Raw genomic sequence first — 15233 nt, 5'->3', positions numbered from 1 at the left:
ACGATGTCACTGCATCTGGCGCTGTTCCTGGAACCTACCGGCTGCCACTACGCGGGCTGGCGAATGCCCGGCGCGGCAAAACCGAACCCCACCGACTGGCCGCTGATTCAATCACTGGCACAGAAGGCCGAGGCGGCGAAGTTCGATCTGATTTTTATGGCCGACAAGCTGTCGATTGATGATGTGTACGGCGACAGCGTGACCGAAGCGGTGCGCCATCGCGTAACCGAGCGGCCGGAACCGTTCACCGTGCTCTCTGCGCTGGGGGCGGTCACCGATAAAATCGGCCTGGCGGGGACCATTTCCAGCTCGGTGATCCAGCCCTTTGCCGCTGCGCGTACCCTGGCAACGCTGGACCATCTGACCGGCGGGCGTGCCGGCTGGAACGTGGTGACCTCAACCAGCGATGCCGAAGCGGCCAATTTTGGTCAGACGCTGCTGAGCCACGAACAGCGATACGAAAAGGCGGACGCGTTTATTGAGGCGGTGCGTACACTCTGGGACAGCTGGGCGGATGAGGCGATTATTGGCGATCGTGAAAACGGCGTTTACGCCGACGGCAGCCGTATTCGCTATGCCAATATCGATAACGACTGGTTCCGCAGCCGCGGGCCGCTGAATATTTCCCGCCCGCCGCAGGGGCATCCGGTGACGTTTCAGGCCGGCGGTTCCGGGCCGTTTATGGAGCTGGCGGCGCGGACGGCGGATGCGGTGTTTGCCGCCGAAAAGCCCGATCTGGCTTCGGCACAGACCTGGTATGCGGCGGTCAAAGCGCGGGTGGTGGCCCATGGCCGAAAGCCCGACAGCCTGAAGATCCTGCCCGGTCTGCAGCCGGTGATTGGCCGCACGCAGAAGGAGGCCGACGACCTGCTGAACGAGCTGAAGCAACTGCATCATCCGCTGGCAACCCTGACGCATCTCTCCAATACCATGAACTATGACTGGGCGCAGCACGATCTCGACGGCCCGGTGCCGGACATCGTCGGTCAGCTGGCGCGAAAAGAGCGCTTTGCGCCGATGCTGAGCCATGCGAGGGAGCAGGGGATGACCGTGCGGCAGTTTACCAAATGGGTGGCCGGATCCGGGTTTATCGTGGCGGGAACCGCGCAGTCGCTGGCGGCCCGCATCGCCGAATGGTATCAGCAGCGTGCGGTGGATGGTTTTGTGGTGATGCCGCCGTGGATACCGGAGGCTTCAGACGCCTTTTTCAACGAGGTGGTGCCGTTACTTCAGGAGCGGGGGGTGTTCCGCGCAGAGTATCAGGCCGATACGCTGCGCGGCCATTTAGGCCTGGAGCGCCCGGCGCGTTAGTTCACACCCAGCCTGCTGAGCACCGGCCACTGCAGCATCAGCGTGTCCACCAGTGCGTTCAGCTCGGCATTCGTCGCGCCTTCACGGGCGCGTACGGACATTCCCTGCAGCAGGCAGCCCAGCCAGGCAGAAATACCCTCCACGTCGGCCTGCGGATCCAGCTCACCGGCCGCCTTGCGATCCTGCAGAAACGCCAGCAGGTTCTGTTCCTGATTGTCGTGACGCCTGCGCAGCATTTTTGCCACGTCTTCGGAGCTGGCGGAAAGCCCGGTTGAGGTGCAGATAAAGAAGCAGCCGCCCGGCTTTTCACTGTCGGTGAAACAGGCCGCCGTTGAGCGGAAGTAGTTCTCTATGCCGCTGGCGACACAGCTGTCCGGGCAGGTGAGCGCGGCGGCACTTTTGCTGGCGAATTTCTCGGTATAGCGATCCACCGCCGCACGGAACATGCCCTCTTTATTGGTAAATTCAGCGTAAAGCGTTGGCGCTTTTGCGCCGGTTGCTGCCACCAGATCGGCCAGGGAAGTAGCTTCATAGCCGTGACGCCAGAACAGCTCCAGCGCGATATCCAGCGCCGCTTCCCGATCGAAGGTTTTTGGCCGTCCCCGGCCTTTACGTGTTGCTGCGTCCTGCTCAGTCGTTGTCATCATTCCTCGCTTAGCATTACCGCACAAATGATTAAATTATCAATCAGTATAAAAACATTGATGGCCGCTGTCGAGCGGTACGTAATGGCAGATTTCTCCGGGCGTTATGCAAAAAAGTGCTCACTATAAAAATAGTAAATTCAATGAATTAGTTATTAACTTATCGATCGTTAATAAAATGATGTTGACGATACGACAGACGGAGGATAACATTTAATTATCGATCGTTAATTAATAACGACGCCAACTAACCAAACAGCACAAAATTGAGAGTAAATATTATGAAAACCATTAAAATGACCGTCGCTGCAATCGCTCTGGCTTCCGTTTCTTTCACCGGCTTTGCGGCCGATCTGGTCAACAGTGCACCTCAGCAGCAGCAACAGATTGGGGTGATTTCTGCGGGCGGCGCGTCAAATCTTTCCTCACTGGAAGCGAAACTGGCGGCAAAAGCAGAGCAGGCGGGTGCGAAATCTTTCCGCATCACCTCCACATCCGGTGCGAATAAACTGCACGGCACCGCGGTTATCTATCAGTAATTCATTTATCACAGGAAAAGGCATCAAGGGGACATTATGAACATTCGCAAAACCGCCCTTGTTGCAGTCATCCTGAGCACGATTTCCGGTGCCAGCCTGGCAGCACAAACAGAGGGTTATCTGACCACGGTGCAGCAGCCGTCAACAATCAGCTTTGTCACCGGCAGCACCTCGCTGGTTGCGCTGACGACCCAGCTGTCGGGCAAGACCACCGCCGTGCCTGCCAGGGCGATTCGCACCGCCGCGTATACGGAACCGAATAGCCTGGTGGGGACGACTATCAGCTATCACTGATCTGCACTTTCATCCGGAGCGTCGCTGTTTTACAGCGGCGCTTTTTTGTTGCTGAATTTATGCGTACTATCGCTACTGGCCCGTTCAAAAGGAACCGATAATGCGCGTCTTTGGCTATATTAGCGAACAGGAAAGTCGTCATTCAGGCAGCGGTACGCCGTTTCTGCCGGGCTATAATTTTCATGAACGGCATGAATCCGGGCCGATTTTCGCCCCGGCCGACGCGATTCTGGATGCCGTTGCCGCCTACGATATGCGCAGTGACCCGCTTTCCCATGCGTTTATGACCCTGCGCGAGCTGCCGGGGAAACTGTTTCCCTCAACGAAAACATCCCGTGAACCGCAGCCCGCTTTTGGCCTGCATACCTTTACGCCTCTTGAACGCGGCCCGGATACGCTCAGCTATGGCCTGACAGGACGATTCTGGCGAACGGATATGGGCATTATCCCTCTGCGGGACGTCGGGGAGTTTACGGCGTTCCAGCAGCCGGGTGTGGCGCGTCTGGTGCTGCACTTTCAGCTAGTGGCGGAAGGTGAAGCCTGGCGATTACGAACCGAAACCTTTATCGGCTGCCCGGATAAAGCTACGCGGTTGAAGCTGCTGCCCTACTGGCTGCTGATACGCACGGCCAGCGGGATGATTCGTCGCCGCACGCTTTCTGCGATTCGGCATCAGCTGTCCGGAAGGTAACGGGCGACGGATCCAGGATACCGGCGTCGGTGATGCTGCCGGGTATTTCTTGTTTTTCAGAGTTTATTATCGTTATTTTGCTAACTTTCGTTATATAAAATAGTAAAAGCACGAAAAAACAAACAATCCCTCTCCCGGTTAACGCAAATTAATCACGTGGCGCACTCTCGTGCCATTGAAAAACGAGCGATCCCCGCCAAACCGGGATGTTTTTCGTATGACTTATCCCCACTGTACATGCCTCGGTGCTTAACGCCCGGACCTGCAATTCTGGCCAATATTTCCCCGGCAGATGTGAATCCTGAAGGGGAATACGGGTGATTAACGGCACCGAAAAGACATGGAAAGTCCTTTCCGGGCGGGTGGCAAATGCCACCATGCAACGGTTGAAATAAATATTAATCAGGAGTTTATTATGAACCAGGTCGCAATTCTGGAAACGGTGAAATCGTTTTTCCAACGTGAACACGGTCATTTCATTAACGGACTCAGCCATCCAGGAAAAGGCGCGTTACGACAGGTTGTAAATCCTGCCACGGCGCAACAGGTCGCTCACGTCCATGACGGATGTGTCGAAGATGTTGAAGCGGCGATGACGGCGGCGCAGCAGGCGTTTACCGGCAGCTGGGCGGCGACCTCAGCGCTGGCGCGCGGAAATCTGCTGTTAAAACTGGCTGATGCCATGGAACGCCACCGTGAGGAACTGGCACAGATTGAAACGCTGTGCTCCGGTAAAACCATTGTCCTTTCACGGGGTCTGGAAGTGGATCAGGCCGTGGCGTTTCTGCGCTATTTTGCCGGCTGGGCAGGAAAAATCTGTGGGGAAACGACCGATATCTCGATCCCGGCCGCGCAGGGTGAAAAGCTCAGGGGATATACGCTGCGAGAGCCGCTGGGCGTGGTGGTGGGAATTATTCCGTGGAATTTCTCTATTCTCATTTCCATCTGGAAAATGGCGGCGGCGCTGGTGTGCGGCTGTACCGTGGTGCTCAAGCCCAGTGAATATACCCCGCTGACCATGCTGCGCGTTGCCCAGCTGGCAACGGAGGTGGGTTTCCCTGCGGGCGCGATTAACGTGGTCAACGGTGACGGCAGGCTGCTGGGACCAATGCTGATTGAACACCCATTCTGCGCCAAGGTGACCTTTACCGGTTCAGTGCCGACCGGCCGTGGCGTTGGCAATTCGGCCAGCGCGCTGGCTAAACCGGTCACGCTGGAACTGGGAGGCAAGAACGCTGCGCTGTTCCTTGATGATATGACGGTGGAAGAAATGGTGAACGGCATCATTGAGGCCGGCTATCTGAATCAGGGTCAGGTTTGCGCTTCGGCCGAGCGGTTCTATCTGCCGTCCGGCAAACTGGATGAGGTGCTGGAGAAACTGAGCCAGCGACTCGCTCAGTTCAGAGTTGCTTCGCCGCTGGATGAAGCGTGCCAGATTGGCCCGCTGGCCAACAAGGCGCATCTGGATAAAGTGCTGGGCATGGTTAACCAGGCGAGAGAGGAAGGGGATGAAATCGTTTATGGCGGATGTTCTCCCGACCAGCCCGGCTATTATTTCCTGCCGACGGTGGTGAAAGTCCGCAGTGAGAATTCGATGATGATGCGGGAAGAGACGTTTGGCCCGGTCGGTTCGTTCCTGGCCTATGACGATGAAGAAAAGGCGCTGGCAATGGTTAACAACTCACCGTTTGGCCTGGCCGCCAGCGTCTGGACCCATAATCTGCATAAGGCTATGCGCTACAGCGAGCGTATGCAGGCGGGCATTGTCTGGATCAACATGCATACGTTACTCGACCCGGCGCTGCCGTTTGGCGGCATTAAAGGCTCGGGTAACGGGCGCGAGTTTGGCAGTGCGTTTATCAATGACTACACGCGTCTGAAATCGGTGATGATGCGTTACTAGTTTCCCCCCCCGGGCGATGATGACATCGCCCGTTTTACGCCATCCCTTCAAACCGGTAACGGTCATCCAGCAACTTCACACTAAACTGCCGCTGTGACGGGCAGATCACCCGGCGATCCCGGGTGACAAAAATGGCTTCGATGTGGGGAACGTCGCGCAGGCAGGCAAGGCTTTGTTCCACCCCCATACCGTAAAGCAGGGTGGTCCAGATATCACCGTCAATCGAATCTTTCGAAACGACGGTCACGCTCAGCAGTTCGTTATCCAGCGGATAGCCGCTCTGCGGGTCAAGAATGTGATGATAGCGGCGACCGTCAAGCTCAAAGTAACGCTCATAGACGCCAGAGGTGACCACCGATTTATTGATCACATTTATCACTCCAATCAGTGCATCAGGAGCGCCAAACGGCTGCTTGAGGCCAATGCCCCAGGATCGCTCCGTCCGGTGGCCCAGCGTCTGGACGTTTCCCCCCAGGTTAATCAGCCCGTAGTCCACCTCCCGCTGGCGCAGATAGTCGCGCACCACGTCGGCAATCCAGCCTTTGGCTATCGCCCCGAGATCGATTTCCATGCCCGGCTGATGCAGGAACACGCTGTGGCTTTCGTCGTCAAGCGTAATGGCATCGGGCCGGGTGAGTGCCAGTAACGCCTCCAGTTCATCTTCAGGCGGCACGCTGTTGCCCTGAAAACCAATTTTCCAGCGCTTGACCAGCGGGCCAATGGCGAAATTAAACGCGCTGCCGGGCAGCAGGCTGACCCGGTGAGCGTGCTTAATCAGCGCGTAGACCGGCGGACTGACGGTGACCGGATGGCGGCCCGCCGCGTGGTTAATCGCCATCACCTCCGAGTGGGGACGATTGACGGTGAGCCGGTTTTCCTGCTGTTTGATCAGCTGGAAAACCGCGCGCGCCAGCGTGTCATCCTGCTCAAACAGCTTGAGCAGGATGGGGGAGCCCATCATCACGGTGGAAAAGGCATACACCCCGTCCACCGGGGATCAGCGCCTGGCCCAGGCGGCGGCGTTGCGCCCGGCCAGCGTGCCGAAGATGATGATGTCCGCTATGGCGTTACCGCCGATGCGGTTAGCGCCGTGAATACCGCCGACCACTTCACCCGCCGCCCATGCGCCGCCGATCGGCTGCTGCTGCGCATCCAGCACCGCCGTCTCGGTATTGATGGTGACGCCGCCCATGGTGTGATGCACGCCGGGCGCAATGCGGATGGCATAGTACGGTGCCTGATTCAGCGGATGACGCATCGCGGTGGTGCGGCCAAAATCCTCATCGTTCTGCTGCTCAACAAACTGGTTGTAGCGCCCCAGCGTGGTTTGCAGGCTTTCCTGATCCATATTCAGTTTTACCGCCAGCTCGTGCGGAGTGGGGGCGCTGACCACAAAGCCTTTGGCGATGTACTCATCGGCGGCTTTATTATTGCCGCGAACCTGGTTGTCGAAGATAATCCAGGCGCTTTTCTCCGGGAGGGCGATAATTGCCGCCGACACTTTGTCGCGGGTTTCCATTTCGTTATAGAAACGCTGGCCCGCCTGGCTGACCAGAATCGCGCCGCCGCCGCGGATCGCTTCGGAAATCAGATAAGAGGTGGTTTGCTCCACGGTCGGGTGGATCTGAATTTCGCCCATATCCACCGTGCCTGCGCCAATTTTCTGCAGAATGGCAATCCCGCTGCCGGTGGCGCCCTTATGGTTGGTGGTGACGAAGCCATCCAGCTCCGGACGGTATTTCACCACCATTTCGCGGTTGGCGCTGAAGCCGCCAGTGGCCACAATCACGCTTTTGGCGTTGAGGACGCGGCTGTCGTTGTATTCATCCACCACCTTCACGCCGCTGACCACGCCGTTTTCCAGCAGGATCTCCTCCACGGAGGTTTCCAGCAGCACCTCAATACTGCGCTGATTAATGCCTTTCACCAGGCCGCTGATCAGGAAACCGCCAACGGCAGAGCGATCGGCCGGGCGGTGGGTGCGCTCAATGCTCATGCCGCCGGTAATGGTGATATCGCTGAGTTCAATCTCATTGTCCTTCAGCCATTCAATCGCCCCCGGCGCCCGCTCGACAAATTCTTTCAGCAGAACCGGGTTGTTTTTGAATTTGCCGCCTTTCAACGTTTCGTCATAGAACAGCGTTTTGCTGTCCTCAATGCCTTTCAGCTGCTGGTAGTGGGTTTCCGCAGCGTTCATTCCCACCGAGGCCTTAATGGTGTTGCCGCCGATGGTCGGCATCTTCTCGATAATCACCACGTGCGCACCGGCGTCGCTGGCCTGGATCGCCGCCGCCAGACCGGCACCGCCGCTGCCGATCACCACCACATCGTAATTCTGCGGTGCCTGCGGGTTGCCGCCTTCCTCAATCACGTGTTCTTTACTGGAGGTGGTCATCGCGCGGGAGACGGCTTTTTTCAGCGCCTCGCTCTGGGTGGTGGCCCCGGTGATGGCATCCACATAGGGGCTGTTGGCCACCAGCATGCGGGTGCGCAGCTTCTCAAAGGTGGTGGTAAAATCCACGTCGAGCGAATCATCCGCCACCATGGCGATATCGGTAATACGGTCGGTGTCCAGCGTGACGTTGATTTTAAGCTTCAGCGCTTCGGCTTCTACTTTCTCCTGGTACACGCCGGCTTTATATTTCCGGCCGCCGGAGCTGACATCGCGGATCATCGCGTCCACCAGCGAGAATCGCCACAGCGGTTCAGGGATGTTTAGCGCTTCCCGCTGGGTGCTGTTGATAAACAGCTCAAGCTGTTCGTTTTTAATGATGCGGTCGGCCCAGTCCGGGTAGGCGATGCAGGCCTTGCCTACCGCCACCAGATCAAAACCTTTCTCCAGCGCCAGCTCGGCATCGGCTTTATTCAGCACGCCGCCCACGCCAATAACAGGCACTTTCGCCAGCGTGGCCGTGCGGGCGGCGAGGTATTTGGTAATCAGCGGAGTAGGGTCGTCGCGGTCCACGATGGAGGGGCGCAGCAGCTGGCCGACGGAGAAATGCACGTAATCAATGCCGCGCGCCGCCAGCTTCTCCAGCAGGTACATCGTATCATCGAAGCGGATGCCGGGGACTTCCAGCTCTTCCGGTGAAAAGCGATAGCCGATAATAAACGTCGAATCGGCGAAGCGCTGCACCATTTTATGGGTGATTTCCAGCACCTCCAGCGGGAAGCGGGTGCGGTTGTCGCGGCTGCCGCCCCATTTGTCATCGCGCTGGTTGGAGTTGGGTGAATAGAACTGCTGGATCAGATAGGTATTCGCGCCGTGCAGCTCCACGCCGTCAAACCCGGCTTTAATTGCCCGGTTCACCGCATCGCCAAATTTGGTGATCATCACCTCAACTTCTTCCGCGGTCAGCGCCTGCGGCGTGGTCGCTCCTTCACGGGGAGCGGCAATGGCGCTGGGGGCGACCGGCGTTTTGCCGCCGATCAGCTCCGGTTCCACCATGCGGCCACCGTGATAGATCTGCAAAATAGCTTTTGAGCCTTTGGTCTTGATAGCGTGTGCAATTTTTGCCAGACCCGGGATTTTGTTGTCGCTGTCGATGCCGATAGCGCCGGGGAAGGCCGGACCTTTGGGGTCGATAAAGCAGGATTCAACGATCACCGTGCCGATGCTGCCGGCGCGGTCGCGGTAGTATTCAACCAGTTCGCTGGTGACCGTGCCGTCGTAAAAGCCGGTACAGGTGGTCATCGGGGCCATTAACAGACGGTTTTTCAGCACGGCGCCGTTCGGCAGCGTCAGGGGGTTAAGAACAGGGCTTAGCGTATTCATCAGGTGGGCTCCAAATAAAAATTCTTATAATGCTGTTGCAGGCGACGATTAAAAAATAATGAAGTTACGACATCCTGTTGCGAATATAAAATTACCCGGGTGGATTGTTTATTATTCTAAATTTAACCACCGACAATGAACAGATATTCCTGTGCCAATATAAACTATTTCATTAATTGTTAACCAACAGGAACAAAAAATCAACTTTCAAGAAACATAAAAATAACTACAGTAAAAACAATGCACTATGTGGTGGATTTTGTCTAAGAAAAGCGCTGGCGATAAAACAGGCGACCACATTAAGAGAGTAAGATTAAGCTAATGTGGGCAATAAAAATTTGTTCTTTATTTTATCCGCGTGGCGAGGCTCCGGTAAATATTAACGCCTGCGGCTTTATCTTATTTCACCCGGGCCGGTCTGACGGCTGAATGTCAGGAGAAAAAAATGAAAAAACAAACGCAATATCGGCTATAAAGTAAGTGGATACTTCACTTATACCCATCAACCTGCAGATAAAACTATGAAACAGACATCTTCGGTTAGTGAAACCGTCGCCGCCCCTCCGGCCGCTACGGGACAAAAAAAACGTCTGATTATGATGTTCCTGCCTGTTCTCGTGGCGGTACTGCTGTTACTGGTGCCGGTGCCTCAGGGGCTGGAGCCATACGCATGGCACTTCTTCGCCATTTTCGTTGGGGTGATTGTCGGCCTGATTTTCGAACCGCTGCCCGGGGCAGTAATAGGACTGACCGGCGTGGTGGCGATCGCGCTCTTCAGCCCGTGGGTGCTGTTCAGCCCGGCGGAACTGGCCGACCCGAATTTTAAAACCGCGACGCAGGCGTTTAAGTGGGCGGTCAGCGGCTTCGGCAACTCCACCGTGTGGCTTATTTTTGGCGCATTTATGTTTGCCGCAGGCTATGACAAAACGCAGTTTGGCCGTCGGCTGGCGCTGATCCTGGTAAAATATCTGGGCCGCCGCAGTCTGACGCTGGGCTACGCCATCACCTTCGCCGATCTGCTGCTGGCGCCCTTTACGCCGTCCAACACCGCGCGCAGCGGCGGAACCATTTATCCGATTATCGCCAACCTGCCGCCGCTGTACGGCTCCAAACCCAACGACCCCAGCGCGCGTAAGATCGGCTCTTACCTGATGTGGGTGGCCATCACCGCCGCCTGTATCACCAGCTCAATGTTCCTGTCCGCGCTGGCCCCGAATCTGCTGGCGCTGGCGCTGGTTAAAAGCGTTATCGGCTTTGAAATCTCCTGGGGTATGTGGTTCCTGGCCTTCCTGCCGCTGGGCGTGCTGCTGCTGCTGACCATGCCGCTGATGGCCTACTGGCTCTATCCGCCGGAGGTGAAGTTCAACGACGAAGTGCCGCGCTGGGCTACCAGCGAACTGGAGAAGCTCGGCAAGCTGTCGCGCAATGAAATCCTGCTGCTGGTGTTTGTCGTGTCCGCGCTGCTGATGTGGATCTTCGCCACGGCCTGGATTGAACCGGCAATGGCCGCGCTGCTGGTGGTGGTGCTGATGCTGTGGACCGGGGTGCTGAACTGGAATGATATCACCAGTAATAAACCGGCCTGGAACACCTTCGCCTGGTTTGCCACGCTGGTGGCGCTGGCCGATGGCCTGGCGCGCGTCGGCTTTATTGCCTGGCTGGGCAAGCAGGGCGGGCTGCTGCTTCAGGGCTACGATCCGCAGGTCTCGGCGGTGGTGCTGATGATCGCCTTCTACCTGCTTCACTACCTGTTTGCCAGCACCACCGCGCACACCACCGCGCTGCTGCCGGCCATGCTGACCATTGCCGCGGCAATCCCGGGGATCAATATGCCGGTGTTCTGTCTGATGATGTGTACCTCACTGGGCGTGATGGGCATTATCACCCCTTACGGCACCGGCCCCAGCCCGATTTATTACGGCAGCGGCTATCTGCCCACCAAAGACTACTGGCGCATGGGCACCATTTTCGGGCTGTTCTTCCTGTGTGCGCTGATGCTGATCGGCTATCCGTGGATGGTAATGATGTTCTGATCTGCCACTGAAATCATGGTTATTCTCCGCAACTCCCTATAACATTCTCAGTAAACCTGCCGGCCCCGCTTCTCCCCGGGCCGGCCAGATAAAAACCATAATGAAATATCGCCAGTGACGTTGCCGGTGGTGCAGCGATGTTGCGCGGCTACTTATGATTAAGTGAGAGCAAAATGTCGAAAAAACCGTTCCATTATCAGACCCCGTTTCCTCTTGCCAAAGAGGATACCGAATACTATCTGCTTACCCGCGATCACGTTTCCGTCAGTGAATTCGACGGGCAGTCGATTTTAAAAGTCGAACCTGAGGCATTGACGCTGCTGGCGCAGCACGCGTTCCACGACGCCTCCTTTATGCTGCGCCCGGCGCACCAGCGCCAGGTGGCCGCGATGCTGACCGATCCGGAAGCCAGCCAGAATGACCGCTACGTAGCGCTGCAGTTTCTGCGCAACTCTGAGATTGCCGCCAAGGGTATTCTGCCGACCTGCCAGGATACCGGTACGGCGATTATTATGGGCAAAAAAGGGCAGCGCGTGTGGACCGGCGGCGGTGATGAGGCCGCGCTGGCGAAAGGGGTCTACAACACCTACACCGAAGACAACCTGCGCTATTCGCAGAATGCCGCGCTGGATATGTACCGCGAGGTGAACACCGGCACTAACCTGCCCGCGCAGATCGACCTCTACAGCGTTGACGGCGACGAATATAAGTTCCTGTGTATGGCGAAAGGCGGCGGCTCGGCCAACAAAACCTATCTCTACCAGGAAACCAAAGCGCTGCTGACCCCCGGCAAGCTGAAAGCGTTTCTCACCGAGAAAATGCGCAGCCTGGGCACCGCCGCCTGCCCGCCGTACCATATTGCCTTTGTTATCGGCGGAACGTCTGCTGACAGCACGCTGAAAACCGTGAAGCTGGCCTCGACCCACTACTACGACCAGCTGCCTACCGAAGGCAACGAGCACGGTCAGGCATTCCGTGACGTAGAGCTGGAGCAGGAGCTGCTGCTGGCGGCTCAGCAGCTGGGGCTGGGCGCGCAGTTTGGCGGTAAATACTTCGCCCACGATATCCGCGTGATCCGCCTGCCGCGCCACGGCGCATCCTGCCCGCTGGCGATGGCGGTGTCCTGCTCCGCCGACCGTAACATCAAGGCGAAAATCAACCGCGACGGCATCTGGATTGAGAAGATGGAGCAGAATCCGGGTCAGTATATTCCGGAGGAACTGCGCCAGCAGGGCGAGGGCGACGTGGTACAGGTGGATCTGAACCGGCCAATGAAGGAGATTCTGGCCCAGCTGTCTGAATACCCGGTATCGACCCGTCTGTCACTCAGCGGCACCATCATCGTCGGGCGCGATATCGCCCACGCCAAACTGAAAGAGCGGATTGATAACGGCGAAGGCCTGCCGCAGTACATCAAGGATCACCCGGTGTACTACGCCGGACCGGCGAAAACGCCGGAGGGCTATGCTTCCGGCTCGCTGGGGCCGACCACCGCCGGCCGCATGGACTCCTACGTCGATCAGCTGCAGGCCAACGGCGGCAGTATGATCATGCTGGCGAAGGGCAACCGCAGCCAGCAGGTGACGGATGCCTGTCAGAAACACGGTGGCTTCTACCTCGGCAGCATCGGCGGCCCGGCCGCGGTGCTGGCGCAGCAGAGCATCAAAAGCCTGGAGTGCATTGAATATCCGGAACTGGGTATGGAGGCTATCTGGAAAATCGAAGTGGAAAACTTCCCGGCCTTTATTCTGGTCGATGACAAAGGCAACGACTTCTTCCAGCAGATCCACAATCAGTGCGACAACTGCGTGAAATAATGGCGTAAAAAGGTCACCCCCTTTGGAAAGAAGGGGGTGACGCATCACTTCTGCTCTCCAGCGCGAGCTGGCACCTGTATCTGCGCCATCAGCAGGGTCGCTGCAGCCAGCAGGCGGCGATCCTCCCCGGCCGCAAACTGAAACTCCATCCCCACCGGAATTCCGTCAGGCGTCTGCGCCAGCGGCAGGCTGATGCAGGGCAGCCCCACCACCGTGGCCGGTTCGCAGTTGGCAATCAGCTGGCGGAACAGCGAATTGGCCTGCGCAATTGATGGCGGCAACAGCGGCACCGTCGGAAACACCAGTCCGTCTAACCGATGCTGCTGAAAAACAGCCCGATAGCGGGCAACCAACAGCGGCTTCCAGTGGTTAAGCGCCTCCTGATAGCGTTCGGGGCCGATGGTTGCCGCATCGGCCATCAGCGCCCGCACGTCCGGGCTGGCGACGGCCATTTTCAGCTGCTCAAAGCTGTAGCGGCTGCCGCGCTGTTGCAGATAGCGCGGGAGATCGCGCAGCAGCTCAAACGAGGCAATCGGGTATCCGGCCTGTACCGCCAGCTCTCCGGCCTGTTCAATGTCCACCTCAATCAGCGTGACGCCGCTATCGCCTAAGCGTTGCAGCACCATTTCCGCCGCCGCCGCAACGGCAGGTTCACAGCCGTGCCAGAAATGCGCACGGGGGACGCCCAGCCGCAGATTGGCCAGCGCAACGGCGGGCAGGGCGGAGTCACCGCTAATGGCAGCATCCAGCGCCAGCACGTCGTCCATACGCCGGGCGAGAATGCCGGCGGTGTCCCGGCTGGGGGAAATGGGGGCGATCCCCTGCTGCGGATAGCGCGCGAGCGAAGGGCGAAAGCCAATCAGCCCGCAGAAAGAGGCCGGAAGCCGCACCGATGCGCCGGTGTCGGTGCCGATGCTGGCCGGAACAATCCCGGCCGCCACGGCGGCGGCGCTCCCGCTGGAGGAACCGCCCACCACGCGGCCCGGCAGGAAGGGATGCAGCACATCGCCCCGGGCGGCGTTCAGCCCACTGGTGCCGGACGCCAGCTCGTGCATGCTGGCTTTACCAATAATAATCGCCCCGGCCCGCTGCAGGCGGGTGACCAGCTCCGCACTGTGGCTGACCGGTTCCTCTGCCAGTAGCGAAGTGCCGATGCTGGTCGGCATCCCGGCGACATCGATATTGTCTTTCACCACCAGCGGAAAACCGGCCAGCGGGGCGTCCATACCGTCGCTACCTGCCGCCGCCGCTGCCAGCGCCGGTTCCGCAGCCAGCCAGCTCAGGCTGTTCAGGTGGCGCTGTTTAAATGCCTGTAACAGCGCCCGGTGCAGTCGTTCGGCGGAAGCGGCCATGGGCTTACACCAGCGCCTGCGGTCGTTCGCTGCCCTTCACTGTGGCGCGATGCATCACGCGGCGGTAGGCGACGTCGTCATACGGCGTCGCCTGGTGCATGGTACAGCGGTTGTCCCAGATCAGCAGATCGTGCGCCTGCCACTTGTGGCGATAAACAAACTGCTCGCTGACGGCGTGGGCATTCAGGCGCGCCAGCAGCGCGTCGCTCTCTGCCGGCGACAGGCCGACGATCTCTTTCACAATGTCCTGGCCGACAAACAGCGACGGGCGGCCGGTTTCCTGATGACGACGCACCAGCGGGTGGATCACGTCCGGGGTGGCGGCTTTCTGCACCTCGGTCAGCGGTTCACGATCCGCGAAGGCTTTGGCGTAGTAGGTGGAGTAGGAATGCACCGCGCTGAGCGGTTGGATCAGGCGCTGGGTTTCTTCATCCAGCGCGTCATAGGCGGCAAACATCGAGGAGAACAGCGTATCCGCGCCGACCGGCGGCACTTCCACCGCATGCAGCACCGAGCCGAAGCAGGGCACATCGTAGTAGGACCAGTCCGAGTGCCAGTTCCAGCCCTCTTTATGGTTGCCGATCGCCTTGCCGTCCTGCTTAACGTTGGACAGCACATACAGCTCGGGATACGGCGTGGTCAGATACTGGCTCAGCACGTGGACCTGCAGCTCACCAAACTCGCGGGCAAAGGCCACGTGCTGCGACTCGCTGACCGGCTGTTGGCGCAGGAGCAGCACCGAGTGGGTGTTCAGCGCATCGCGCAGGGCGACAAACGTCGCAGCATCGATCGGGCGGGTGGCATCAACGTTCAGCACTTCCATGCCGATATGTTCGGTTAACGGACGAAGTTCTAACATGACTAATCTCCTCAG

The 15233-nt window shown here is 58.3% G+C and carries 12 protein-coding genes; 7 read left to right on the top strand and 5 right to left on the bottom strand.

Annotation, left to right across the window (positions count from 1 at the left end; translation table 11 throughout):
* The first annotated feature begins 3 nt into the window (after window positions 1-3).
* A complete protein-coding gene (locus tag PGH32_RS21685) occupies window positions 4-1311 on the top strand; it encodes an NtaA/DmoA family FMN-dependent monooxygenase (RefSeq protein WP_314419450.1) in 1308 nt (435 codons plus the stop codon).
* Here the strand turns inward: PGH32_RS21685 and PGH32_RS21680 are convergent.
* A complete protein-coding gene (locus PGH32_RS21680) occupies window positions 1308-1958 on the bottom strand; it encodes a TetR/AcrR family transcriptional regulator (RefSeq protein ID WP_314419448.1) in 651 nt (216 codons plus the stop codon). The genes PGH32_RS21685 and PGH32_RS21680 overlap by 4 nt on opposite strands.
* 278 nt (window positions 1959-2236) lie before the next feature.
* On the opposite strand from PGH32_RS21680, the gene bhsA reads away from it, so the two are divergent.
* The 4 genes from bhsA (at window position 2237) to PGH32_RS21660 (ending at window position 5382) form a co-directional block, all read left to right on the top strand.
* Window positions 2237-2494 carry a multiple stress resistance protein BhsA gene (bhsA, locus tag PGH32_RS21675; protein WP_314419446.1) on the top strand — a complete coding sequence of 86 codons (258 nt, stop codon included), beginning with the start codon at window positions 2237-2239 and terminating at the stop codon, window positions 2492-2494.
* A 36-nt stretch (window positions 2495-2530) separates the two neighbouring features.
* Window positions 2531-2788 (top strand): hypothetical protein, encoded by a 258-nt coding sequence (locus tag PGH32_RS21670; RefSeq protein ID WP_314419444.1) that lies wholly within the window; start codon window positions 2531-2533, stop codon window positions 2786-2788.
* A gap of 100 nt (window positions 2789-2888) precedes the next feature.
* Window positions 2889-3479: a hypothetical protein gene (locus tag PGH32_RS21665; RefSeq protein ID WP_314419443.1), complete on the top strand. Its 591-nt coding sequence runs from the start codon at window positions 2889-2891 to the stop codon at window positions 3477-3479.
* A gap of 415 nt (window positions 3480-3894) precedes the next feature.
* Entirely contained in the window at window positions 3895-5382 is a 1488-nt protein-coding gene (locus PGH32_RS21660; RefSeq protein ID WP_337895097.1) for an aldehyde dehydrogenase family protein, read from the top strand.
* Window positions 5383-5416: 34 nt separating this feature from the next.
* On the opposite strand, the gene PGH32_RS21655 is transcribed toward PGH32_RS21660, so the two are convergent.
* Both PGH32_RS21655 and PGH32_RS21650 read right to left on the bottom strand, forming a co-directional pair.
* Window positions 5417-6343, bottom strand: a complete 927-nt coding sequence (locus PGH32_RS21655; RefSeq protein ID WP_337895303.1) for an FAD:protein FMN transferase — start codon at window positions 6341-6343, stop codon at window positions 5417-5419.
* 36 nt (window positions 6344-6379) lie between these two features.
* Entirely contained in the window at window positions 6380-9157 is a 2778-nt protein-coding gene (locus PGH32_RS21650) for a flavocytochrome c (protein WP_314419439.1), read from the bottom strand.
* Between the two features lie 521 nt (window positions 9158-9678).
* Between PGH32_RS21650 and PGH32_RS21645 the strand changes: the two genes are divergently transcribed.
* Both PGH32_RS21645 and fumA read left to right on the top strand, forming a co-directional pair.
* Entirely contained in the window at window positions 9679-11190 is a 1512-nt protein-coding gene (locus PGH32_RS21645) for an anion permease (RefSeq protein WP_314419437.1), read from the top strand.
* Window positions 11191-11363: 173 nt separating this feature from the next.
* Window positions 11364-13007: a class I fumarate hydratase FumA gene (gene fumA / locus PGH32_RS21640; RefSeq protein WP_337895096.1), complete on the top strand. Its 1644-nt coding sequence runs from the start codon at window positions 11364-11366 to the stop codon at window positions 13005-13007.
* A gap of 44 nt (window positions 13008-13051) precedes the next feature.
* Here the strand turns inward: fumA and PGH32_RS21635 are convergent, their stop codons facing one another.
* Together PGH32_RS21635 and PGH32_RS21630 are read right to left on the bottom strand one after the other, a co-directional pair.
* Window positions 13052-14359 (bottom strand): amidase family protein, encoded by a 1308-nt coding sequence (locus tag PGH32_RS21635; protein WP_337895095.1) that lies wholly within the window; start codon window positions 14357-14359, stop codon window positions 13052-13054.
* A 4-nt stretch (window positions 14360-14363) separates the two neighbouring features.
* The gene (locus tag PGH32_RS21630; RefSeq protein WP_314419431.1) at window positions 14364-15218 is read right to left on the bottom strand and encodes a TauD/TfdA dioxygenase family protein; all 855 of its coding nucleotides are present in this window, start codon (window positions 15216-15218) and stop codon (window positions 14364-14366) included.
* Window positions 15219-15233: the final 15 nt, after the last annotated feature.

This window comes from Erwinia sp. SLM-02 (assembly GCF_037450285.1).
Taxonomy (GTDB): domain Bacteria; phylum Pseudomonadota; class Gammaproteobacteria; order Enterobacterales; family Enterobacteriaceae; genus Erwinia.
The sequence above is the reverse complement of the archived record's forward strand: the minus strand, read 5'-3'. Positions and strand labels throughout refer to the sequence as shown.

Coding starts and splice junctions, on each gene's coding strand:
- PGH32_RS21650 (WP_314419439.1), bottom strand. CDS start 9,157: ATGAATACGCTAAGCCCTGTTCTTAACCCCCTGACGCTGCCGAACGGC.
- PGH32_RS21630 (WP_314419431.1), bottom strand. CDS start 15,218: ATGTTAGAACTTCGTCCGTTAACCGAACATATCGGCATGGAAGTGCTG.
- bhsA (WP_314419446.1), top strand. CDS start 2,237: ATGAAAACCATTAAAATGACCGTCGCTGCAATCGCTCTGGCTTCCGTT.
- PGH32_RS21680 (WP_314419448.1), bottom strand. CDS start 1,958: ATGATGACAACGACTGAGCAGGACGCAGCAACACGTAAAGGCCGGGGA.
- PGH32_RS21635 (WP_337895095.1), bottom strand. CDS start 14,359: ATGGCCGCTTCCGCCGAACGACTGCACCGGGCGCTGTTACAGGCATTT.
- PGH32_RS21655 (WP_337895303.1), bottom strand. CDS start 6,343: ATGATGGGCTCCCCCATCCTGCTCAAGCTGTTTGAGCAGGATGACACG.
- PGH32_RS21670 (WP_314419444.1), top strand. CDS start 2,531: ATGAACATTCGCAAAACCGCCCTTGTTGCAGTCATCCTGAGCACGATT.
- PGH32_RS21660 (WP_337895097.1), top strand. CDS start 3,895: ATGAACCAGGTCGCAATTCTGGAAACGGTGAAATCGTTTTTCCAACGT.
- PGH32_RS21665 (WP_314419443.1), top strand. CDS start 2,889: ATGCGCGTCTTTGGCTATATTAGCGAACAGGAAAGTCGTCATTCAGGC.
- PGH32_RS21645 (WP_314419437.1), top strand. CDS start 9,679: ATGAAACAGACATCTTCGGTTAGTGAAACCGTCGCCGCCCCTCCGGCC.
- fumA (WP_337895096.1), top strand. CDS start 11,364: ATGTCGAAAAAACCGTTCCATTATCAGACCCCGTTTCCTCTTGCCAAA.
- PGH32_RS21685 (WP_314419450.1), top strand. CDS start 4: ATGTCACTGCATCTGGCGCTGTTCCTGGAACCTACCGGCTGCCACTAC.